The following is a 22587-nucleotide window of genomic DNA, read 5'->3' as shown; positions in this document are numbered from 1 at the left end:
AAAATTAACATGTTAGGAATAATTTTTAAATAGTTGCCTTAAACATAAGGCAACATAAAGTGCATTTAGCACTTTACCAATGGTGCAAGCCATAAAAGTTTTTAATGTTGTGGCAAACGAATCCTTTTAAACCTGAGGGTTAATCGAGTTTAAGAGCAAAAAAAACTGTGCGTTTATATAGTAATTTTTTTGCACTTGCTTTTATCCTTGATGGTATAATATTATTTAAGAGGGTTCGTAACAAAATTTATAGCTAAGGGGAAAGGAGAGTGTGTGATGAGCGCAAAGGTTACCCGTCGACAATTTCTTAAGGTAACCGGAGCTACTGCAGCCAGTTTTGCAGTCCTTGATTTAGGATTTGATATGACTGCAACTGCTAGTAGTGTTAAAGGTTTACGCACCGATGGTGTAAAACCGGTTCCGACCATATGCCCATACTGTGGATGCGGATGTGGACTAGTTGTTTATGCTAGAGAAGAAGCCGATAACAACGGAACTTATTTGATAAGTGTCCAAGGCGATCCTGATAATCCAATTAATCGTGGTACAGCATGCAGTAAGGGTTCTGCTCTATTTAATTTAAGAGAGATTTATGATCCAAAAACAGGAGAACAAAAAATTAATCCACTAAGACCTACAAAGCCACTATATAGGGCTCCAGGTAGTGAAAAGTGGGAAGAAAAAGATTGGGATTGGATGTTCGATGAGATTACTAAAAGAGTAGTAGATACTAGAGATAGAACCTTCGAACACAAAGATGAAAATGGTATTACTGTAAACCGCTGTGAAACCATAGGAAGTATGGGGGGATCAGCATTAGATACTGAAGAAACCTATATATTAAGTAAAATGATGAGAGCGCTTGGTACAGTTTATCTTGAAACCCAAGCCCGTATCTGACACTCCTCGACGGTTGCCGGTCTGGCACCAACAGTAGGTCGTGGAGCAATGACCAATCATTTTAATGATATGGAGTTTACTGATTGTGCTTTAATCATCGGAAGTAATGCTGCTGAAAATCATCCTATGACTTTTAAATGGCTTACTAAAGCTAAAGAAAATAAAGGGGCAAAAATCATTAGTGTAGATCCACGTTTTACAAGAACTTCTGCACGATCTGATATTTATGCTCGAATGAGATCAGGAACCGATATACCCTTTATCGGTGGAATGATTAATTATATTCTTGAAAATAATCTTTATAATGAAGAATATGTTAAATGGTACACTAATGCCACATTTATCGTAAATGAAGATTATTCTTTCGATGATGGTCTTTTTGTAGGATATGATGAGGACAATCGTGTTTATGACCAAAGTAAATGGGCTTTTGAAACAGAAGAAAATGGTGACTTTGTGAAAGATATGGATATGCAGCATCCACGCTGTGTATTTCAGCTCTTGAAAAAGCACTACTCTAGATATGATGTAAAAACAGTTTGTAATTTAACTGGAACACCAGAAAACAAATTCCTTGAAACATGTAAAACTTTTGGTGCAACAGGTCAACCTGGTAAAGCTGGTACTATTTTGTACGCAATGGGTACAACCCAGCATACTGTTGGAGCACAAAATGTAAGAAGTTATGGTATGATACAACTTTTACTAGGAAATGTTGGGCAAGCTGGTGGTGGAATAAATGCTTTACGTGGTGAATGTAATGTTCAAGGTGCTACTGATAGTGCATTGCTATTTCATATCATCCCTGCATATATAGGATCTCCTGTAGCAAAAGCACATCCTGACCTAGATGCCTATAATGCAGTTGAAACACCTGCTAGTGGTTACTGGACTAACAAGCCTAAGTTTTTAGCAAGTCTTCTAAAGGCATGGTGGATGGATGATACACCTGAAAAAGCTTATAATTATCTACCTAAACGTGTAGATGGAAAAAACTATTCTCATATGGCTATGTTTGAAGCTATGTATAATGGTGAAATGGAAGGGCTTTTTGTATGGGGTGGAAATCCTGTAGTTGGTGGACCTAATGCTAATAAAGAATTAGCAGGCTTAGCTAACCTAAAATGGTTAGTAGTAGCTGATATATGGAAAACTGAAACTTCAGAATTCTGGAGCTATGATGCCTGGAATCGTCCAAATAATGTAAACCCATATGGAAATAAAACCCCTCGCGATATTGATACTGAAGTCTTTTTCATGCCTGCTGTTTGTTCATATGAAAAAGAAGGAGCAGTATCAAATAGTGGAAGATGGGCTCAATACCGTTGGAAAGCCGCAGATGGTGTAGGTGATTCAAAATCTGATAGTGTTATGATGAATGAAATAATGCTACGTATTAAAGAATACTATGCATCAAAAGACACACCAGAAAATGAACCTATTAACCGTTTAACCTGGGACTATGGTCCAAAAGGTGATTATCCTGACTTAGATTTTATAGCTAAAGAAATTAATGGCTATAGTGTTGAAAATGGTAGACCAGGAAAACAACTTGGTGGTTTTGGAGAATTGCAAGATGATGGTTCAACAGCATGTGGAATGTGGATTTATTGTGGGAGTTATCCAGAAGAAGGTAAAAACTTAACTAAACGTAGAGATAACACTGACGTTCATTATTCAGGAGTAAATTCAGTAAAGAGTTATTCCAATTGGAGTTGGTGTTGGCCTCTCAATCGCCGTATACTTTACAACCGTGCTTCCTGTACACCTGAGGGTAAGCCATGGAATCCTGATGAACCAGTAATATGGTGGGATGGAGAAAGATGGGTAGGAAATGACGTACCTGATTTTGCTCCAACCAATGATCCAAATAGCCCTACTGGTAGAGATGCATTTATTATGCAAGCTACTGGTGTAGGTGGTCTATTTGCTAATATGGTTGATGGTCCATTCCCAGAGCACTATGAGCCATGGGAAAGTCCAGTTAAATCAACTTTAAATAAAGTTGAATATAACCCTGCCGTATATGTTTGGGAGCCTGATAAGCGAGGTAAAGCTGATAAATATCCATTATTAGCAACAACTTATCGTGTAACAGAACATTGGCAATCTGGTATAATGACAAGAACACTGCCATGGTTAGCTGAATTAGTACCTGATGTTTTTGTTGAACTCAGTGAAGAACTTGCCAGAGAAAAAGGTATTAATAATGGCAGCAATGTTATTATTACTACTACTAGAGGAGATATGAAAGCAGTTGCGTGTGTAACCAAGAGAATAAAACCAATGATAGTTAGTGGCGAAAGTGTGCATCAAGTTGGTATAATCTGGCACTTTGGATTTAATGGTTATGCTAAAGGTGATACCGCTAACTGGTTAACACCACACATTGGTGATGCAACTGTAATGTGTCCTGAATATAAAGCATTTCTCTGCGACGTAAGGAGGGCTTAAACTATGGCGAGAATGGCAAATTTATATGATGTAAGTAAATGTACAGCATGCCGTGGTTGTATGGTAGCGTGTAAGGATTGGAATAAGTTGCCTGCAGTAATTAAGCCTTTCAAAGGAAATTACTCAACCCATGAGGATGTAGATCCTGACACCTATACAATCGTAAAATTTATTGAGCATGAAGATGCACTTGAAGATATACAATGGAATTTCCTAAAATATCAATGTATGCACTGTTCAGATCCAGTATGTAAAAAAGTTTGTCCAAGTGATGCATTTTTCATAACTGAATGGGGTGCTGTTATTAAAGACAGCCAAAAATGTGTTAGCTGTCGATATTGTGAATATTCATGTCCATTTATGGTACCAAAATATTCAGGTAGAGAAGATATGGTAACCAAATGTACGTACTGTTATGATCGTGTAGAAAATGGAGCTACACCAGCATGTTCTAGAACTTGTCCTACTGGTGCACTAACATTTGGTGAGCGTCATAAATTGCTAGTGCAAGCAGAAGAAAGAGTCAAATATCTACGTGCAAATGGATATCCAAATGCAACTATCTATGGTAGACACGAATTAGGTGGACTTAATAAACTTTATGTATTAACAGATACACCAGATAAGTTTGATCTACCAGTTAATCCTACGGTATCCGGAACAGTTGGATTCTGGCAAGATATTGTTCAACCATACTTTGGTTGGCTAATGCCATTAGCACTTGCAGGATCCGCAGTAAGTTTTGTAACTACTCGCTTATTACAAAATAAGAGTGGAGATCATGGGGAAGGAGGTCATGAATAATGCAATTATTACCAGAATATAGAGAAGATGTTAAAAGGGTCGAGAGATTTAGCTATATTGCTCGTTTAACACACTGGGGGCACACAGTGACCTTCTTGCTATGTCTATTTACTGGGCTTGCGTTTTTCTTAGATGCACCATGGTTAGCTGCTATTTTTGGCGGATATTCAGGTGCAGACTTAGTTCATAAAATAGGAGCAGTAGGTTTAACAATATTTGTTTTACTATTTGTTGTTTGTGGTTTTAAATCACTAATTAGATGGGTTAAAGATCTATTCCGTTTTGGTAAAAATGATATTATTTTCTTAATGAAGTTTCCATTAGAGTTCTTAGGAGTTAATGTAAAGATTCCACCTCAAACTAAATTCAATGGTGGAGAAAAAATGAACTCAATAGTAACTTCAACATCAGTAATAGTATTAGGTTTAACCGGATATATTATGTGGTTCCCCGACATCTTTTCACAAAGTATAGTTCTATTAAGCTATCCAATTCATGGTATTGCTGCTATAATAGCTACTTGTATGGTATGTATGCATGCATACCTAGGTTCTTTCCATCCTGGTTCAGGTGAATCCTTCTGGGGAATGTGGAAAGGTACTGTAAGAGCTGATTGGGCAGAACATCACCATAAAGTTTGGTATGATGAGCAATACGGAGAAGATGCTGATTCTAAAAAAGAATAACTAGATTATCCAAAAAAAAGGGGGGTAACACTCCCCTTTTTTAATTCTCTTTTACTAATACTGTTACTAGTAGTATAATATATACTACTAAAATTATTTTAGGGGGATTATTATATGGTTAGAAAAGTTCCAGTAGAATTACCAGAAGGGTATGTAGAGTTTTATAAAGATTTAGAAACATGGCAAAATGAAACACAGGTAAAATTAAATAAGCTTTATTCTAGAGATGAAGTTGATCTTAATACTATACTCACAAATAATGAAAAATCTCTTATAAAAATCATAGATTTTACTATTAATAAAGATACGTTTGAAAATGTTTACCTTGAATTCTTAGCTTTCTTAGATAAAGCAAGGCCAAGTGTATCCCCTCTAATTAAAGCGATATCTGATAATATTAATCTTATTGATTTTGAAAATTTAGCAAATAAAGTGCTTGATGATGATTACGCATATTTTAATAAATTAAGTGAAGATATTGGAGTATCTAGAGATTTTCTTATATTTACAGTAGATCACACAATGCGACCATTTTTAAGAGCTTATGCTAAGCCTTTTAATGAAAATATTGGTGAAGATGATTTACAAGCATGGAGTAATTCAGGGATATGTCCAATATGTAGTAGTAAATCAAATTTTTGTCGTCTAAGAGCCAGTGATGGTCGTAGATTTATGTTTTGTGAAAGATGCTTTACCGAATGGGAAACCCGTTACCTCTACTGTATCCACTGTACAAATGATGAGCCTAAAACAATTAAATACTTTACAGTAGAAAATGATGAATCCTATCAATTATATATATGTGAAAAGTGTAATTGTTATGTAAAAACCTATGATGAAAGACCTAGTGGTAGAGAAGTAGATTTATTTATTGCTAATATAGAAACGATATATTTAGATATGTTAGCTGAAGAGAAAGGTTACAGTAATTCACCCACTACTAATTAAGTTTTCTCCATTAAAAGTAATCTAGAACTTAAAAATTTAAAAGCCCGGGATTTTTATAAAATCCCGGGCTTTTTTTGTTTGTTATATTTTTTCTAACTTAACTGAACATACTTTAAAAGGTGGTATTTTTGCAACTGGATCAAGAGGTTCAGCTGCTGTTAGTATATTAGCTGCTGCTTCTTGATAGTGGAATGTTGTGAAAACTACATCCTCTTCTACTATATCGGTTAATTTTGCTCTTAACTCAATACTACCTCTTCTAGTACTTAACCTAACCATTTCACCATCTATTATTCCCATTTTTTCGGCTAACTTATAGCTAATTTCAACTTCATTATAAGGTGAATATTCATCTAATGCACTAGATTTTCTAGTCATTGTACCAGTATGATAATGATATAGATTTCTTCCTGTAGTTAGAATTAATGGATATTCTTCATCTGGTTGTTCAGCTGCTCCAATAAAATCTACCACATGGAATAACCCTAAACCTCGATTAAATTTCTCAGTATGCAGAATTGGAGTACCTGGATGATCTTCAGTTGGACATGGCCAATGTAAACCAGTTTCCTCAATGCGATCATAGGTAATTCCGGCATAAGATGGAGTAACAGTTCTAATTTCTTCGAATATTTCTTCTGGAGAGTTATAGTTCATTTCATAACCTAATCTGGTAGATAATTCAGCTATAATCTCCCAATCAGGGCGAGAATCTCCTCTTGGACTTATTGCTTCCCTAACTCTTTGAACCCTTCTTTCTGTATTAACAAATGTACCATCTTTCTCTGCAAATGAAGCACCAGGTAACACAACATCAGCTTTTTGTGCTGTTTCTGTTAAGAAAATGTCCTGAACTACTAAAAATTCTAAATTATCTAAAGCTTCATCAGCATGTTTTAAATCTGGATCACTAACCATTGGATTTTCACCTATTACCATTAAACCTTTTAGTTCTTTATCATAAGCCTTATTTATAGCTTCAGTAAGTGTTAATCCATTTTGTTCTGGTATTTTTACACCCCATGCCTTTTCAAATTTTTCTCTAGCTGCTTCATCTACTACCTTTTGATAGGCTGTAAATACAACGGGGAGTCCTCCCATGTCACAAGCACCTTGAACATTATTTTGACCACGTAGTGGGTTAACACCTGAACCTGGTTTTCCTAAATTACCAGTTGTTAGTGCCAAATTGACTATTGATTTTACATTATCTGTTCCTGTACTATGCTGAGTCACTCCCATTGCGTAACATACAGCAGCAGCTTCTGCTTCAGCATATATTCTTGCTGCCTTTTTAATATCTTCAGCTGGTACTCTAGTTATTTCTGATACATATTCAGGAGTGTATTTTTCTATTGATTTTTTCAACTCCTCATAACCTTCTGTTCTATTATCTATAAATTCCTTATCAATTAATTCTTCATTAATAATTACGTTTATCATGCCATTAATTAGTGCTACATCAGTACCAGGCTTAAATCTCATATATACATCAGCCATATCAGCTAATTCAATTCTACGAGGATCGGCGACAATTAATTTTGCACCATTATTACGTACATTTTGTTTAATTTTATAACCAATAACTGGATGGTTTTCTGTGGTATTAGTTCCTATTAAGAATATGGCTTTGGAGTCATTTTCTAGCTCATTAATACTATTTGTCATAGCTCCACTACCAAATGCTGCCCCCAGACCGGCGACAGTAACGGAGTGTCAGAGGCGAGCACAATGGTCAACATTGTTGGTACCAAGTGCAGCTCTCATTAATTTTTGTGCTAAATAGTTTTCCTCATTAGTGATTCTAGCAGAGGTAAACATAGCTACAGAATCTGCTCCATCTTTTTCTTTAATAGCTTTAATTTTATTAGCAGTATAATCTAAAGCTTCATCCCAAGTAGCAGGACGCAATTCACCATTTTCTCTAATTAACGGTGTTGTTAGTCTGTCTTCTGAGTCAATGAAGTCCCATCCAAAACGACCTTTGACACAAAGTGCACCTTTATTAACAGGACTTACTTTTTCATCTCTATTAGAAGTTACACCTACAACTTTATCATCTTTAACATTAAGTTCTAGGGTGCAACCGGTTCCACAGTATGTGCAAGTAGTTAAAACATTTTCCGTTTCAAATGGTTTGCCTTTTCCAGCTGAAACCTTGCTAGTTAGAGCTCCTGTAGGACAAACCATCATACATTGTCCACAAAATACACAAGTAGAATCCGCTAATTTACCGTCAAAAGCAGTTGATATAACTGCCTCGTGTCCTCTATTTTTAACATCAATTGCTTGAGCTCCAGTAATTTCATCACAAGCACGTACACATTTTGTACACATTATGCATTTGTTGTAATCTCTTTTTATAAATGGATTTGGGTCTTCTTTAGCAAAATCAGGCCCTTCCCCCATATAACTAGAATCTTCTACACCATACCTATAGCAATATTCTTGTAATTTACAATCTCCATCACGTTCGCAAGTATGACATTTTAATTCATGTCTTGCTAATAAAAGTTCTAAAATCACTTTTCTAGCTTCTATAACATCTGGACTTTCAGTGTCTATAACCATTCCATTATCAGCAGGCATCACACAACTTGCTACTAGGTTCCAGCGTCCTTTTACTTCTACTACACACATGCGACAAGAACCTGCAAGCTTTAATTCAGGGTCATAACACAAAGTTGGTATGTCTGCTCCTGCTTGACGACAAGCATCTAAAATCATTGTGCCCTTTGGCACTTGTATTTCTTTGCCATTAATTGTGAGGCTTATCATGCAATTATCCTCCTTTCCCTTAAATAGTTAGTTTTCTTCTATACTCATGCTCAAAATGTTTTATAGTTGATTCTATCGGAACAGGTGCTGCCTGTCCTAATCCACAGAGCGCAGCATTTTGCATTACTTTAGATAATCTTAAAAACTTTTCTAAGTCTTTCTCTGTTCCTTTACCGCTATTTATTTGTTTCATTATCTCATATTGGCGGAAGGTTCCTTCACGACAGGGATTACATTTTCCACAAGATTCATGTTCAAAGAACTTTGCTATTCTAGTAACTACATCTACTATATCTCTAGTTTCATCTAGGACTAAGACAGCACCAGAACCTAACGCTGCACCAATTGATGACATTGAATCAAAATCTATAGGTGTATCTAATTGTGATTCAGGTATAAATGCACCTGAGGTTCCACCAACTTGAACGGCTTTAAATTTCTTTCCGTTCTTTATTCCTCCACCTAGTTTATAAATAACATCTCTTAATGTGTAATTTGTTGGCACTTCAAAATAAGAAGCATATTCAATATCACCTGTTAATGTTATTATTTTAGTTCCAGGATAATTTTCAGCACCTAAGTTTCTAAACCACTCAGCACCATTAGTAAGTATATAAGGTAGATAAGCAAGAGTTTCTACATTATTAACTACAGTCGGTGCACCCCATGCTCCTTCTACTCCTGGGAATGGTGGCTTAAAACGTGCTTCTCCTCTGTTTCCTTCTAATGATTCAATTAGAGCTGTTTCCTCTCCACATACATATGCTCCTGCACCCATTCTTACTTCTATATTAAATTCACCTAAAGCTCCACTAGCTTTTGCATTTTCAATAGCTTTATTTAAAAGTTCAACAATAAATGGATACTCACCTCTACAATAGATATAACCTATGTTTGAACCTATAGCTGCTCCACATATTGCCATACCTTCTAGTAAAGCCTGAGCATTTTTTTGACATATAATTCTATCTTTATACGTTCCTGGTTCACCTTCATCTAAGTTGCAAACTACATATTTAACTTCAGCTTCTGGTACAAAACTCCATTTCAAGCCTGCATTAAATCCAGCTCCACCACGACCTCGAAGGTTCGCACTTTTCACTTCTTCAATAAGCGCTTTTCTATCCATGCTTCGCGCTTTTTCTAAACCTTTATATCCACCAACTTTAATATAATCATCTGCACTTTCAGGATTTATTTGATCAGCATATTTTAATAATACGCGCATTTCTTCTGCCATCTTAAGTTCCCTCCTTTCCGCTTTACTTATAGTTTTCTAATATATTAGGTATATCATTGGGTTGTACATTTAATATAGGCTTACTATTAATTGTTACAACTGGTGTACCTTGACATTGACCAACACATTCAGCTAATTCAAGAGTAAATCTCCCATCAGCGGTTGTTTCACCAGCCTTAATACCTAGTATGTTTTCAAATGCTTTTAATACTTCATCTGCACCAGCTATGTGACAGGGAGCACTTTCACACATTCTAATAATATACTTCCCTCTTTCGGCAACTGAAAGATAAGAATAGAATGTTGCTACACCATATGCTTTAGCTTCAGAAACACCAAATACTTTTGCAGCTTCTTTTAATGCTTCTTCTGGTATATAGTTATAATCACGCTGAATTGCATGAAAGGCTTCTATTATCCCTCCTTTTTTATCTTTGTTGCTAGCAATAATATCCTTGTAGTTAGACATATTTTCCCTCCTCCCTTTTTAATTGTTATGATTTAAGTTAATCACGCTCATCATCAATATCTTAATACCATTATATAAATTCAATTTATGTAGCTAAATTCCTGCTAAATAGCTCTAGTATAACTTTTATTAATCGCCATTATAAATCATAGTTGTTGAGATTATGATTAAACTATATTAATTATTACGAATTAACGGAGATTAGGCACTCCATTTGTTATGAGTAAACATATTGTTTTTTGATATAAAATTTTTTTATGTTAATAAAACATATAATATTATTTATGATTATATTTTTTATTGTATAACAACAATAACATTTAACTAAATAAACTTCACCTATTCTTAAAATAAAAATAATTTATAAACATATTAAATATTGATTTAGATATAATTACATTAATATACATATTTGTTATACTAATATAAATTTACTAATTGTTTAAAAAAGGCGGGATAAATATGGGAAAAAAAATATTAATTGTTGGTGGAGTTGCAGCAGGAGCAAGTGCTGCAGCTAGATTAAGGAGAATAGATGAATTTGCAGAAATTATTGTCTTTGAAAAGGGTGAACATATATCCTTTGCTAATTGTGGACTTCCTTATTATGTTGGTGGTGTTATAGAAAAACGTAAGCGCCTATTAGTTCAAACTCCTAACGCTATGATGCGTAGATTTAAAATTGACATTAGAGTTTTTAATGAGGTTGTTAGTATACAACCAGATGCTAAAGAAGTAGAAGTACAAAATTTAAACACGGGTGAAAAATATCGTGAAAAATATGATTATTTAGTCTTATCCCCAGGTGCCTCAGCTATTACACCACCTATTACAGGTATTGATAAACCTAATGTATTTACAGTAAGAGACATACCTGATAGTGATACTATTAAGTCTTATATTCAGAATAATAATCCTTCTAATGCCACTATTATAGGTGGAGGTTTTATAGGATTAGAAATGGCGGAAATGCTCCATTTTGCTGGATTAAATGTGTCTGTTATCGAAGCTGCTCCTCAAATAATGCAACCTTTAGATATTGAAATGGCAGCTATAGTAAATCGTTACCTTATTTCCAATGGAATAAATTTATATTTAAATAGTAAAGTAGCTTCATTTAAGGGACAAGAATACATTGATACAGTGGTCTTAGAAAATGAACAAGAAATTAATACAGACCTTATTGTTTTAGGAATGGGGGTAAAACCTAATAGTAAGTTAGCAAAAGATGCTAATTTAGAAATTGGAGAAACTGGCGGAATATTGGTTAACGAGTATTTGCAAACATCAAATCCATATATTTATGCCGCTGGTGATGCTATCCAAGTAAAAGACTTTGTTTCAGGTTATGATACCCACATACCTTTAGCCGGACCTGCTAATAGGCAAGGATGGATAGTTGCTAATAATATTGTTAATGAGGATATAAAATACAAAGGAGTTCAGGGAACATCAATAGTAAAGATCTTTGATATGGTTGTTGCCTCAACTGGTCTTAATGAAAAAACTCTAAAAAAATTAGGAATAGATTTCATAGCATGCCATACTCATCCTAGCTCGCGTGCCACTTATTACCCTGGAGCAACAGATATGAGCTTAAAATTGTTATTTACTCCTGATAAAGGTAAAATACTAGGTGCACAAATAGTTGGCTATGATGGAGTTGATAAGCGTATAGATGTTCTTGCAACAGCTATTAGGGCCAACATGACAGTTTCTGATTTACAGGAACTAGAACTTTCTTATGCACCTCCATTTTCTTCAGCAAAAGATCCAGTAAATATGTTAGGTTATGTAGCATCTAATATAATTAAAAATAATATTAAAATTGTTTATTGGGATGAAGTAGCTGAAAAGTTAGCTCAAGGAGCAATTCTCTTAGATGTGCGTACCACCTCAGAAGTAGAGGCAGGAACAGTAGAAAAATCTTATAATATACCACTGGATAGCTTAAGAGATAGAATTAAAGAATTACCTTCAGACAAAGAGATATTAGTATACTGTCAACAAGGACTAAGAAGTTATATAGCTAATCGCATTTTATTACAAAACGGATATAATTGTAAGAATATTAGTGGGGGTTACCGTTCATATTTACCAGACTATATATAATAAAAACAATAGACTCGATTGAGCTAACTGTGTTTAATTAATGCATCTCTAGATATGAATACTATTTATTTACTTAACCACTTAATGATAAACCTAGTAATTAAATCCTCATCATTAAAGCTAAAAACAGGTAACTGGCTGTCAATTGTACAGTCAGTTACTTTAGCTATAACGTTAGTAAGCCCTTTTATAGGTAATGCATCTATATCTTTTCTTATAACTTCAATTTTAGGATAGTCTTCTTTTTTGTAACCTTCTATTATGACTAAATCTATATTATTGGGTATACTGTTTAATACATCATTTAATGATTTTTCCTTTTTATCCTTAGAGTAATACACAGATAACTTTGGAGAGACAAAATAGACAACATCAGAGCCTGAGTTAAATAGTCTATCAGAGTCCTTATCAGACGGCAGTTCATGAATTTCCTTTGCAGAATGCTTAACTACTGCTACATTAATACCTTCTTTTTTTAAAAGAGGTATTATTTTAGTTAATAATGTTGTTTTTCCGCAATTATGTCTTCCTACAAATGATATTATTTTCATAAAACACTTAAAACTCCTTCATTAAGCGTTCTGCTACATCTTTACATTTATTAAGAACTTCTTGTTCATCAAAAACAACAATATTACCATCTTTCATTATCACTTGCCCATCTATTATGACTGTGTTTACATCTGATCCTTGAGCTGAATAAACTAAATTTGCAATTAAATCATATCTTGGTATCATGTGCGCTTTATCTGCTTCAACCATTATGATATCAGCCTTTAAGCCTTCTCTTAGCTGACCAATTTCACCATCTAAACCTAAAACTAAGGCCCCGTTTATTGTAGCCATTTCTAAAGCTTGATAGGCTGGAATAACTGTTGGGTTCATTGTATTTACTTTATGTAATAAGGCTGCTGATCTCATTTCTTCAAGCATATCTAAGTTATTGTTACTAGAAGCCCCATCGGTTCCTAAGCCAACTGCAATTTGTTTTGAAAGCAACTCTGATACTGGGGCTATACCACTAGCTAGTTTCATATTACTTTCTGGATTATGTGCCACACCAACATTATATTTTTTTAAAATATCTATATCTTCTTCTGTTATATGTACACAATGGGCTGCTATCACATGATGATTAAATAGTCCTATTTGCTCCATAAGAGCAATTGGAGTTTTATCATATTGTTTTTTAATATCTTCAAATTCACCTTTAGTTTCAGCTAAGTGAATATTTATACTTACATTTAATTCATTAGCAAGTGAAGTAATTTTTTTAAGATAGTCTGGTGGACATGTATAAGGCGCATGAGGTCCAAGAGCAAATTTTATCCTCCCATTAGCTTGGTTATGCCAATTCTTAACTAAAGTTCTAGTTTGCTCAATAGCAGTATCACTCTCAGGTCCTATGCCTATCATACCTCTAGATAGAACTGCTCTTATACCAGAATCTTTAACAGCTTCTGCTACTTTATCCATGTGAAAATACATATCTGTAAATGTTGTAGTACCTGATTTTATCATTTCTACAATAGCAAGCTTTGTACCCCAATATATATCTTCAGCTGTTAGTTTTGCTTCTAAAGGCCATATTTTAGTTTCTAACCACTCCATCAATGGTAAGTCATCTGCATATCCTCTTAATAAAGTCATAGCAGCATGAGTATGGGTATTAATAAATCCAGGTAAAGCAATATTATTAGTACCATCTATTACTTCAACATAATTATCATCAGGTGCACTCCCCTCCCCTATTTGCTTAATCATATTATTTTCTATTATTATGTAACCTTTTTCTATTATCTTATTGTTTTCTGTTAATGGAACTATACTTACATTCTTTATAAGTATACTCATTTTAATCCTCCTATAATCAAAGATATACACATATTTATGTTTGTAGGTAGTCTAAGTTTTTTTTGCCAGTGACACCTGTTTTTAGTTTTTACTCTGTCCATATTTATGTAAATCTTTACGTAAAATATCTATTTGTTCTGGTGATAATGAAGTTACTTTTCCAATTTGTTGCGCATGTAATGCCACCATTGCAGTTTTTTCTGCAATATAACAAACTTTTAATGCTTGATTTAATGATTTACCTACACCAACTAACCCATGATTAGCTAAAAGAACTGCATTATTATCAGCAATATGGTCAGCAACATTACTAGCAAGCTCTTTAGAACCACAATGTGCATATGGTGCAACCTCAATAGGGTGACCTATTATTTGTGCTGTTTCTTCTAAAACAACAGGGATACTTTCCCCTGCAACTGCAAAAACACAAGCATAATTACTATGAACGTGAACAACCGCATTCACATCTTCACGTTTTAAATAAACATCTCTATGCATTGGACTCTCAATAGAAGGCTTATAATTGCCTTCAATAATTTCTAAGTTAAAATCTAATAAAATCATATCATCAGGTTTTAGTAATCTGTAATCCATCCCACTTGGAGTAATCAACATATTATTTTTATTTACCCTTACACTTACATTACCCCAGGTACCAGTAACCATTTTGCTCTCATATATTTCCAGCGCAATTTTCAGTAGTTTTTCACGCTCTTTTTGATGTTGCATTAATTATTCTTCCTCTCCCATAAAATTAATTATCTCTTGTTTAAAGGGCTTTTTAATTATACCTTTTTCACAAATTATAGCCGTGATAAATTCATTCGGAGTAACATCAAAAGATGGATTAAAAACTTCTACATCCTGGTGGGTAATTGGATAGTTAGCTAGTTGTCTTATTTCATCTGCATTTCGTTGTTCTATTGGAATCAAAGTACCAGAGGTTAAAGTTAAATCTATTGTGGAGGTTGGTGCTGCCACATAAAAAGGTATAGAATGATAATGTGCAGCAATAGCTAATGAATAAGTACCAATTTTATTTGCTGTATCACCATTTGCTGCTATTCTATCTGCCCCTACTATTACAGCATCGACCTTTTCTAAACTCATTATATAAGCAGCCATACTGTCAGTAATAAGTGTAACTGGTATATTGTCTTCTAAAAGTTCCCATACTGTTAGCCTTGAGCCCTGAAGTACAGGTCTAGTCTCACATGCCCATACATTCTTAATTTTATTTTCTCTAAATCCCGTCCTAATAACACCTAGTGCTGTACCATATCCACATGTAGCTAATGCACCTGCGTTACATATAGTAAGAACTTTAGAATTTAAATTTAATAGTTTTTCGCCATGTTCCCCTATTAACTTATTAGTATTTATATCTTCTTTAAACATTTTATTTACTTCATTAATTAATATATTTGCAAGTTTTGTATTATCTAAAGAACTGTTTTCTAAAAAGATTTTTTTTATCCGGTTTATTGCCCAAAATAAATTTACTGCAGTAGGTCTGGTTGAAGCTAGTAAATTATATATCTTTTCAAAGTATTCTATTTTATTATTTCCGTGATAATTGACCATACCTAATGCAAGTGCATAAGCTGCTGTTACTCCAATTAATGGAGCACCTCTAACTTTTAGGTCAAGTATCGCATCAGCAACTTCTTCTGGAGTATGGCATCTAAGATATTCAACTTTTTCAGGCAATTTGCTTTGATCAAGAATAGTTAAAATACCATTTTCATAGGAAACGGTTTTTATCATTTGTTAACACCAATTTCATCTAAAATTTTAGTACAATCACAATTTTTATCATTAAAAACATATAAAAGAGTTTCCATTACCAACTGTCTTACGTCTGCTACACGGCTCCTCATCATATCGACGACTTCCGCATGGGTCAATGCTTGAGTTGAAATACCGGCTGCAAAATTAGTAATAATTGATATATTAGCATAACACATACCCAGTTCTCGCGATAAACAAACTTCAGGCACACTAGTCATGCCAATTAAATGACCACCCATCATTTTAAACATTTGAATTTCGGCTGCAGTTTCAAAACGTGGGCCTTCTGTACAAACATAAACACCATTATCTTGAATATCTATATTTTTATTATGTGCAGCTTGCTTTATTGCTTTCCTTAAATCTGGACAATAAGGTACTGTCATATCACAATGTATTACTCCTTCATCACCACCTTCAAAAAATGTATTTTGCCTAGATTTAGTAAAATCAATAAACTGATCAGCTAATACAAATTGCCCTGGTTTAAATTCATAATTTAACGACCCAACTGCTGCTGTAGCTAAAATGTTTTTAACTCCCAAGTGATGTAAAGCCATTATATTAGCACGGTAATTAATAAGATGAGGTGGCACACTATGTTTGGAACCATGTCTAGGAATAAAAGCAATTTCTATTCCTTTATAATCACCTATTAATACTTTTACATCTCCATACTTCGTTTTTTGTTCAACTTCTTTCACATTATCTAGAAGTTTGGGATTATATATTCCTGTTCCACCAATAATAGCTATTTTGGGCATTATTACTCCTCCTTATTTTCAAAAAGTGCTTCAGCAAATATTGATGCTGAAAATTCTTTTAAGTCTTCTAGTCCTTCACCAATACCAACCAGTTTTACTGGTATATTTAATTCTTTGGCTATTGCAATTACAATTCCACCCTTGGCAGTTCCATCAAGCTTAGTAAGTATTATTCCACTCACTCCAGTCGCTTCTTCAAAAATTTTCGCTTGACTAATTGCATTTTGCCCTGTTGTAGCATCTAAAACCAATAATACATCCTGTACACCTTCAGGTGTCTCCCTTTCTATAACTTTTCTAATTTTGCTTAATTCTTTCATCAAATTAGTTTTATTTTGCAGCCTACCTGCAGTATCTACGATTAAATAATCAGCTTTTCTTGATTTTGCTGCATTAATAGCATCATAAACAACTGCACCGGGGTCAGAACCTTCTTGATGCTTTATTAATTCAACTCCTATCCTATCTGCCCAAGTCTGAAGTTGATCTATAGCAGCTGCTCTAAAAGTATCACCTGCTGCTAATAATACTTTATTATTCTCATTCTTTAACATATAAGCTAACTTAGCTATAGAAGTAGTTTTACCAGCACCATTAACACCCACCACTAAAATAATTTCAGGTTTAGTTTCAGTTATATGATCTATACCTTCATTATTATTATTTAAAATGTTTGTTATTTCTTCTTTAATTAATTCATATACTTGACTTGAATCACTTAATTTTCTTTTCTTAGCATTTTTTCTTATATTTTCTACTAGCTCTAATGACGTATTAACACCAATATCTGCTTGAATCAGTATTTCTTCTAATTCTTCATAAAAATTTTCATCAAGCTTTTTATTGCTTTTAATTAACTCATCAATTTTTCCACCTAAATTTTTTCTTGTTTTACTCAAACCTTTTTTAAATTTTTCAAAAAAACCTACTTTTTCTTCATTTTTGTTTTCTATGCCTTGTTCTTGCAATGGAGCCCCAGAAAGTGATTCTTCCTCTAGTGTTTGTTTAGAACTCATATTTTCATTGTTTTGACTATTATCTTTCTTTTTGCCTTTAAATCTATCTAAAAAAGACACTAATATTCACATCCCAACATTTTTGATTATCTATCCTGCAATATCTTGTGCAGAAGATATGTCTAAAGAATAAACAGATGATACCCCCTCTTCAGGCATTGTTATACCATAGATCATTTTTCCTGCTTCTATTGTTGCCTGTCTATGAGTAATAACAATAAATTGAATTGTTGTAGACATTTTCTGCAAAAAATTAGAAAATCTTAATAAGTTTGTCTCATCTAATGCAGAATCTATCTCATCTAATAAACAGAAAGGGGCTGGTTTTAATCTTAGCAAAGAAAATATAAATGCTATACAAGTTAATGCTCTTTCACCACCAGACAGTAAGTTTAATGGTTGGTTTCTTTTACCTGGCATTTTTACAACTATATCAATACCAGCTTCCAAAAGATTTTCATTTAAATCAATATTTAAACTGGCATCACCACCATTAAAAATTTCTATAAAAGTTTGCCTAAAACTTTCATTAGCTTGTTTTAAAAAATGTTTAAATGAGTTATTCATTAATTTTTCATTTTCTTTGAGTAGATTTTTGAGTGAATCCTTAGCATTATTTAAATCATTATATTGTTTAATAAGAAAATCATAACGTTCTATTAACTCTTTATACTCATCTATAGCTGCCACATCTACTAAACCTAGATTTTCTAATTCTATTTCTAAATTTTTTAATAATAAACTATATTCCTTTATCTCTTTTGCGTTTAATCCATCTTGTATAGGAATATCATTTTTAAATTTATTTTCCCAGTTGTTTGTTAAATACTCTAGTTCATTTTCTAATTTAGCAACCTTAATTTTAATATTTTGTTTTTGATTTTCGTAATATTTAATTTCTTTATTTAATGGATCTATTTCTTCTTTTTTATCATTTACAGTTTTATAAATATTTTTTATGTTTTGTTCTTGTTTTTCTATGTAAGCTGTATATTGTTTTAAGTGTTCATGATATTCTTTTAATTCTTTATTATGTTTATTTATTTTTACCATTTGTTTATTAATTTCATCTGTACTTTTTGTATATGTTTCATTTGCTTTTTCTATAGACTGTTTATATGAGCTTTTCAGTTCTTTGTATTGAGTAATATTCTTTTGCAGAATAGATAATTCTTTACTTTTCATCTCTATCTGTTCAGCTAAGGATAACTTCCGTTCTTTTATTATTTCATAATTGCTTTTATAATCATTTATTTCTTGTTTTAACTCCTCTATATGTTCAGTTAGTCCTTGGCTTTCATTAATTCTGATCTTATATTCATCTTTAAGTTCATCAATAATTTTTGTAATATGATTTATATTATTTTGTGTAGATTTTAGTTCTTGTAGTTTAACCTGTTTATCTTGTACTATATTGTTTATATCTTGTTTTAACTTTAGTTTTTCATTGTTTTTTATTTCTAGTAAAAAATCTATTTCATTAATACTATTTTTTGTATTTGTTAGCTCTTCATCTATTTCACTTAATCTGCTTAACAGTTCTTGCTTTTTTGAATTATTTGTTTCTATTTGAGCTTTACATTTAGTCATTAATTCATTTATTTCTTTTTGCTCTTTTTTACGTTGAAAAGGACTAACTTTACTCTTTTTATGATTACCACCCGTTAAAGCTCCACTTACAGTAATCAAGTCACCTTCCTTGCTAACGATTTTAACTGCATAATTTGTGTTTTTAAAAATATCCATACCAGTGTTTATATCTTCAACAAAAAGAACACGACCAAATAAGTATTGTATAGCTTTTGCATAGCTAGCTTTATGCTTTATGAGAGTAGAACCTAAGCCTATTACTTTTGGATAACTCATTAATTTTTTTATTGCTTCATTAGGTAGTGGGCGTACTCTTAGGTTGTCTAAAGGTAAAAACGTAACTCTTCCTGAATTGTTTGCTTTTAAAAACTTTATAGCTTGTTTTGCTGCATTACTATCTTGAGCAACTACATTTTCTAAGCTTCTTCCCGCTACTGTTTCAACAGCTAATTCAAGACCATTAGGAACATCAATTAAATTCCCTATTACATCTATTAATCCTATAATTTCTTTTTTGTTTTTAGCTTTTATTATAGCTTTTACCCCTTCAGAGTACCCAACAAAATTTTTATCCATATCCTGTAATGTTAATAGCTTTGTATTTAATCTATTATTTTGAGAGTTTAAATCTTGTTCTGTATCTTTTACAATATTTAATTCAGCAACTATTTCATCTCTAGAAGATTTCAATTTAATAATGTTTTGATTAACCTTTTCTCTTTTTTGATCTTCTACTTTTATCTTAGATTTTATATTCTCTTGACTTTCAAGCAAGTTTTTTTGCTTTTCCTCTAAATCATATATATTCTTTTTTAATCTCTGTTTTTTATCATTTAGTCTTTTAGCTTCTTCCTCACTTTTAGTAATTTTATTTTTTATTTCTGTCTCTTTATTAAGGATGTCAAAAACCTGATTTTTTTCGTATTCAAACTTATCATTTTTGTTATTTATTTTAATTTCTAAATCCTTTATCTCTTCAGTTAGGTTATCTAATTTACTTTTTAAATTAAAATATTTTTGTTCCTCAGTACTATAATCATTTTCAGCTGATTCTAAATCCAAAGCTACTTTTTCAATTAATACAGAATATTTGGTTTTTTCTTCTTCTGCATTATTTTGCCTTTCGCAAGAATTGTTAAGTCTTTCATTACTCAAATTAATATCTGCTTTACAATTATTAATCATGTTTTCTAATTCATGCTTTTTTTCCTTAGCTTTATTAAAAGATTTACGTTTCTCTTCTAAATCTTTTTCCATATTTAACAACATTTCTTGATGCTCTTGCAAAATATCGTATTTACTTTTTATAGTATTTTCTATCACTAATAAAGACTCTTTTTTCTCTTTTAATGTTTCTTTAGAATTTTTAATCTGGTGACTTAGAAATTTTTTTTCTAATTGTTGGTGTTTTTCAGATAACTCTATATATGTTTTAGCTTTTTCAGCCTTTTGACCTAAGTCTTCCTTTCTTGCTTCCAGCTCTTGTAGGATATCAGAAACCCTTATTATATCATTTTGAGTAGACATAATTCTCTTTTGGGCTTCATCTCTTTGATAACGATATTTGATAATTCCCGAAGCTTCTTCTAAAATTAGTCTTCTATCAAACCCTTGTCCATTTAAAACCTGCTCTAATTCCCCTTGACTTATAATAGAATATCCTTTTTTACCTAATCCTGTGCCAGCAAAAAGATTGCTCATATCTTTCAAACGAACTTTCGATTTATTTATAGCAAATTCACTCTCTCCAGAACGAAAAACTTTTCTCCCCATTGTAACTTCTGTATAGTCTATAGGAAGGGAGTTTTCAGCATTATCTATGGTAAGTTGAACTGTAGCCATACTCAACGGTCTTTTTTTATCACTACCATTAAATATTACATCTTCGTTTTTTTCTCCTCTTAAATTTCTTATGTTTGATTCTCCTAAAACCCAACGAATAGCATCAACAATATTACTTTTACCACACCCATTAGGACCGACTATTACATTAATGCCAGGCTTAAGGCTTATCTCAGTAGTATCAGCAAAAGTTTTAAAACCTTTTATTTCAAGCCTTTTTAATAACATTGAATTTCCTCCTATTATAACAGTACAACATCTCCAGTATTTACTCGTTCTAATCTTTTACCAGTATCTATTATTAAGTTACCCATATTATCTATATCAATGTTTCTCCCTTTTATTGTTCTTCCTTTTTGTTCAATTATTATTTCATGCCCTATATGCAAACAATTTTTAATGTATCCTTTTTTTATGCTTTCAAAACCATAATTTAAAAATAAATAATAATTTTTCTCTAAATAATAAATCACATCTAGGAAAATATTATTTAAATTTATATGAATATCAGTTGCTTCAATAATAGATGTTGAAATACGGTTTATATTATCACTTAGTAATTCTGATTTATTATTAACATTAATACCAATTCCGCAAATCAAATAGTTTATTTCATCTATTTCTCCCGACATTTCTAGCAATATACCTGCTATTTTTTTATTATTATAATAAATATCGTTTGGCCACTTAATATTACATTTGGTTGGTAAGTAACTGTTAAGGGCGTTAGAAACTGCATGTGAAAACACTAGAGAAAGCAAGGCTATTTCTTGTATAGTTAAATTAGGTATTAGTACTATAGAAAACCACAATCCACCACTAGGTGACTCCCATTTTCTCCCTACTCTACCTTTACCATTAGTTTGTTCTTTAGCTATTATTGCAGTACCCTCTTCCAAAACTTTTTCTTCGAATAATCTTTTTGCTTTATTGTTAGTAGAATCTACTATCTTTAAATACATAGTTTTTTTGGCAAAAAGCTTTGTTTGCACATTTTTCATTATGTAATCAGCTGATATAACATTATAGGGGTTTGCTAACTTGTACCCTTTCCCACTAATACCAGTTATATCATATCCCTCGTCTTTTAAAGCTTCAATATGCTTCCATACTGCTACTCTACTAATCCCTAATTGTTTTGCAAGGTAACTACCTGAAATATATTCATTAGAATACTTTAGAAAGTAATTTAATATATTATTACGCATTATTTTCTCTTTCTTTTTATATCCTTTCGTGGTATTTATTTACAAATATTTATTATACATAAAAAGGGTGAAGTCCTTTTTTTCTCCACCCTTTTATTTCTAATTTAAAATAATAATTACTAAATAGAAAA

General features: G+C 32.5%; 16 protein-coding genes. 5 read left to right on the top strand and 11 right to left on the bottom strand.

Features of this window, described 5'->3' with window-relative positions:
• Positions 1-276 precede the first annotated feature (276 nt).
• From fdnG to SYNTR_RS02455, 4 genes are all read left to right on the top strand, one after another.
• Complete coding sequence (gene fdnG / locus SYNTR_RS02470; protein WP_156203034.1) at positions 277-3354, top strand: formate dehydrogenase-N subunit alpha; 3078 nt, start codon at positions 277-279, stop codon at positions 3352-3354.
• Positions 3355-3357: 3 nt separating this feature from the next.
• Complete coding sequence (locus SYNTR_RS02465; protein WP_156203033.1) at positions 3358-4158, top strand: 4Fe-4S dicluster domain-containing protein; 801 nt, start codon at positions 3358-3360, stop codon at positions 4156-4158.
• A complete protein-coding gene (locus SYNTR_RS02460; RefSeq protein ID WP_156203032.1) occupies positions 4158-4844 on the top strand; it encodes a formate dehydrogenase subunit gamma in 687 nt (228 codons plus the stop codon). The genes SYNTR_RS02465 and SYNTR_RS02460 overlap by 1 nt, the downstream gene beginning before the upstream one ends.
• A 114-nt stretch (positions 4845-4958) precedes the next feature.
• A complete protein-coding gene (locus SYNTR_RS02455) occupies positions 4959-5792 on the top strand; it encodes a formate dehydrogenase accessory protein FdhE (protein ID WP_156203031.1) in 834 nt (277 codons plus the stop codon).
• Between the two features lie 81 nt (positions 5793-5873).
• On the opposite strand, the gene fdhF is transcribed toward SYNTR_RS02455, so the two are convergent.
• Genes fdhF through SYNTR_RS02440 form a run of 3 tightly spaced genes read right to left on the bottom strand, consistent with a single transcriptional unit; the run spans position 5874 to position 10279 of the window.
• On the bottom strand, positions 5874-8570 hold the full coding sequence (gene fdhF, locus SYNTR_RS02450; RefSeq protein WP_156203030.1) for a formate dehydrogenase subunit alpha: 2697 nt from the start codon (positions 8568-8570) through the stop codon (positions 5874-5876).
• 19 nt (positions 8571-8589) lie between these two features.
• Positions 8590-9810, bottom strand: a complete 1221-nt coding sequence (locus tag SYNTR_RS02445) for a complex I 51 kDa subunit family protein (RefSeq protein WP_156203029.1) — start codon at positions 9808-9810, stop codon at positions 8590-8592.
• A 22-nt stretch (positions 9811-9832) separates the two neighbouring features.
• Positions 9833-10279, bottom strand: a complete 447-nt coding sequence (locus SYNTR_RS02440; RefSeq protein WP_156203028.1) for an NADH-quinone oxidoreductase subunit NuoE family protein — start codon at positions 10277-10279, stop codon at positions 9833-9835.
• Between the two features lie 462 nt (positions 10280-10741).
• Between SYNTR_RS02440 and SYNTR_RS02435 the strand changes: the two genes are divergently transcribed.
• Complete coding sequence (locus SYNTR_RS02435) at positions 10742-12391, top strand: CoA-disulfide reductase (RefSeq protein WP_156203027.1); 1650 nt, start codon at positions 10742-10744, stop codon at positions 12389-12391.
• Between the two features lie 65 nt (positions 12392-12456).
• On the opposite strand, the gene mobB is transcribed toward SYNTR_RS02435, so the two are convergent.
• From mobB to SYNTR_RS02395, 8 genes are all read right to left on the bottom strand, one after another.
• Entirely contained in the window at positions 12457-12942 is a 486-nt protein-coding gene (gene mobB / locus SYNTR_RS02430) for a molybdopterin-guanine dinucleotide biosynthesis protein B (RefSeq protein WP_156203026.1), read from the bottom strand.
• Between the two features lie 7 nt (positions 12943-12949).
• On the bottom strand, positions 12950-14245 hold the full coding sequence (locus SYNTR_RS02425) for an amidohydrolase (RefSeq protein ID WP_156203025.1): 1296 nt from the start codon (positions 14243-14245) through the stop codon (positions 12950-12952).
• Between the two features lie 81 nt (positions 14246-14326).
• On the bottom strand, positions 14327-14974 hold the full coding sequence (locus SYNTR_RS02420) for a class II aldolase/adducin family protein (protein WP_156203024.1): 648 nt from the start codon (positions 14972-14974) through the stop codon (positions 14327-14329).
• Between the two features lie 3 nt (positions 14975-14977).
• Positions 14978-16009, bottom strand: a complete 1032-nt coding sequence (gene mtnA, locus SYNTR_RS02415; RefSeq protein ID WP_197079224.1) for an S-methyl-5-thioribose-1-phosphate isomerase — start codon at positions 16007-16009, stop codon at positions 14978-14980.
• Entirely contained in the window at positions 16009-16800 is a 792-nt protein-coding gene (mtnP, locus tag SYNTR_RS02410) for an S-methyl-5'-thioadenosine phosphorylase (RefSeq protein WP_243140221.1), read from the bottom strand. The genes mtnA and mtnP overlap by 1 nt, the downstream gene beginning before the upstream one ends.
• A 2-nt stretch (positions 16801-16802) precedes the next feature.
• Entirely contained in the window at positions 16803-17876 is a 1074-nt protein-coding gene (ftsY, locus tag SYNTR_RS02405; RefSeq protein ID WP_243140220.1) for a signal recognition particle-docking protein FtsY, read from the bottom strand.
• 30 nt (positions 17877-17906) lie between these two features.
• Positions 17907-21476 (bottom strand): chromosome segregation protein SMC, encoded by a 3570-nt coding sequence (gene smc, locus SYNTR_RS02400; protein ID WP_156203021.1) that lies wholly within the window; start codon positions 21474-21476, stop codon positions 17907-17909.
• Between the two features lie 14 nt (positions 21477-21490).
• Positions 21491-22456 (bottom strand): biotin--[acetyl-CoA-carboxylase] ligase, encoded by a 966-nt coding sequence (locus tag SYNTR_RS02395; protein ID WP_156203020.1) that lies wholly within the window; start codon positions 22454-22456, stop codon positions 21491-21493.
• Positions 22457-22587: the final 131 nt, after the last annotated feature.

It is taken from the genome of Candidatus Syntrophocurvum alkaliphilum, from assembly GCF_009734445.1.
GTDB classification, from domain to species: domain Bacteria; phylum Bacillota; class Syntrophomonadia; order Syntrophomonadales; family Syntrophomonadaceae; genus Syntrophocurvum; species Syntrophocurvum alkaliphilum.
This window is presented reverse-complemented; position numbering and strand designations above follow the sequence as displayed.

What these genes read in the sequence shown, in the direction of transcription:
- SYNTR_RS02435 (WP_156203027.1), top strand. Translation starts at nt 10,742, where the DNA reads ATGGGAAAAAAAATATTAATTGTTGGTGGAGTTGCAGCAGGAGCAAGT.
- SYNTR_RS02420 (WP_156203024.1), bottom strand. Translation starts at nt 14,974, where the DNA reads ATGCAACATCAAAAAGAGCGTGAAAAACTACTGAAAATTGCGCTGGAA.
- mtnP (WP_243140221.1), bottom strand. Translation starts at nt 16,800, where the DNA reads ATGCCCAAAATAGCTATTATTGGTGGAACAGGAATATATAATCCCAAA.
- mobB (WP_156203026.1), bottom strand. Translation starts at nt 12,942, where the DNA reads ATGAAAATAATATCATTTGTAGGAAGACATAATTGCGGAAAAACAACA.
- SYNTR_RS02460 (WP_156203032.1), top strand. Translation starts at nt 4,158, where the DNA reads ATGCAATTATTACCAGAATATAGAGAAGATGTTAAAAGGGTCGAGAGA.
- SYNTR_RS02465 (WP_156203033.1), top strand. Translation starts at nt 3,358, where the DNA reads ATGGCGAGAATGGCAAATTTATATGATGTAAGTAAATGTACAGCATGC.
- SYNTR_RS02425 (WP_156203025.1), bottom strand. Translation starts at nt 14,245, where the DNA reads ATGAGTATACTTATAAAGAATGTAAGTATAGTTCCATTAACAGAAAAC.
- SYNTR_RS02445 (WP_156203029.1), bottom strand. Translation starts at nt 9,810, where the DNA reads ATGGCAGAAGAAATGCGCGTATTATTAAAATATGCTGATCAAATAAAT.
- SYNTR_RS02440 (WP_156203028.1), bottom strand. Translation starts at nt 10,279, where the DNA reads ATGTCTAACTACAAGGATATTATTGCTAGCAACAAAGATAAAAAAGGA.
- SYNTR_RS02455 (WP_156203031.1), top strand. Translation starts at nt 4,959, where the DNA reads ATGGTTAGAAAAGTTCCAGTAGAATTACCAGAAGGGTATGTAGAGTTT.
- smc (WP_156203021.1), bottom strand. Translation starts at nt 21,476, where the DNA reads ATGTTATTAAAAAGGCTTGAAATAAAAGGTTTTAAAACTTTTGCTGAT.
- SYNTR_RS02395 (WP_156203020.1), bottom strand. Translation starts at nt 22,456, where the DNA reads ATGCGTAATAATATATTAAATTACTTTCTAAAGTATTCTAATGAATAT.